The following is a 489-nucleotide window of genomic DNA, read 5'->3' as shown; positions in this document are numbered from 1 at the left end:
CCAGGTCGAAGCCGGTCAGCCCGTTGAGGCTGAAGTTACCATCCCGGGTGCGGTTGCAGGCCCGGTTCAGGCATCGGTTGAGCATCATGATCAACGCCACCGCATGTTCGGCCACGGCATGGGGCGAATAGGCCGGCACCCGGACGATGCTTAATCCCAGGCGTTTGGCGGCGGGCAGGTCGACATGGTTGTAGCCGGCCGAACGCAAGGCGATCAGTCGCGTGCCGCCTTCAGCCAGTCGTTCCAGCACCGGCGCGCTGAGATCGTCATTGATGAAGGCGCACACCACCTCGTGCCGTTCGGCCAGGGCCACGGTGTCGAGGTTCAGGCGTGCCGGCTGGAACTGCAATTCAAGGCCGGTAGGTAAAGCGGCCTTGCTAAAGCTGTCGCGATCATAGGTCTGGCTGCTGAAAAGAATGGCGCGCATGGCGGCCTCCTGGCAAAAAACAAGCCCGTAGGACCTGCGTAGGACCTGCGTAGGAGCTGCCG

General features: G+C 63.0%; 1 pseudogene. It reads right to left on the bottom strand.

Annotated elements, in window-relative coordinates:
* Nucleotides 1-427: pseudogene (locus OC610_RS28760) on the bottom strand (2-hydroxyacid dehydrogenase); the annotation flags it as partial.
* Between the last annotated feature and the right edge of the window lie 62 nt (nt 428-489).

Origin of the sequence: Pseudomonas agronomica, from assembly GCF_025917275.1 — a bacterium.
GTDB classification, from domain to species: domain Bacteria; phylum Pseudomonadota; class Gammaproteobacteria; order Pseudomonadales; family Pseudomonadaceae; genus Aquipseudomonas; species Aquipseudomonas agronomica.
Note: the sequence above shows the minus strand (reverse complement) of the source record. Positions and strands in the feature narration are given on the sequence as shown.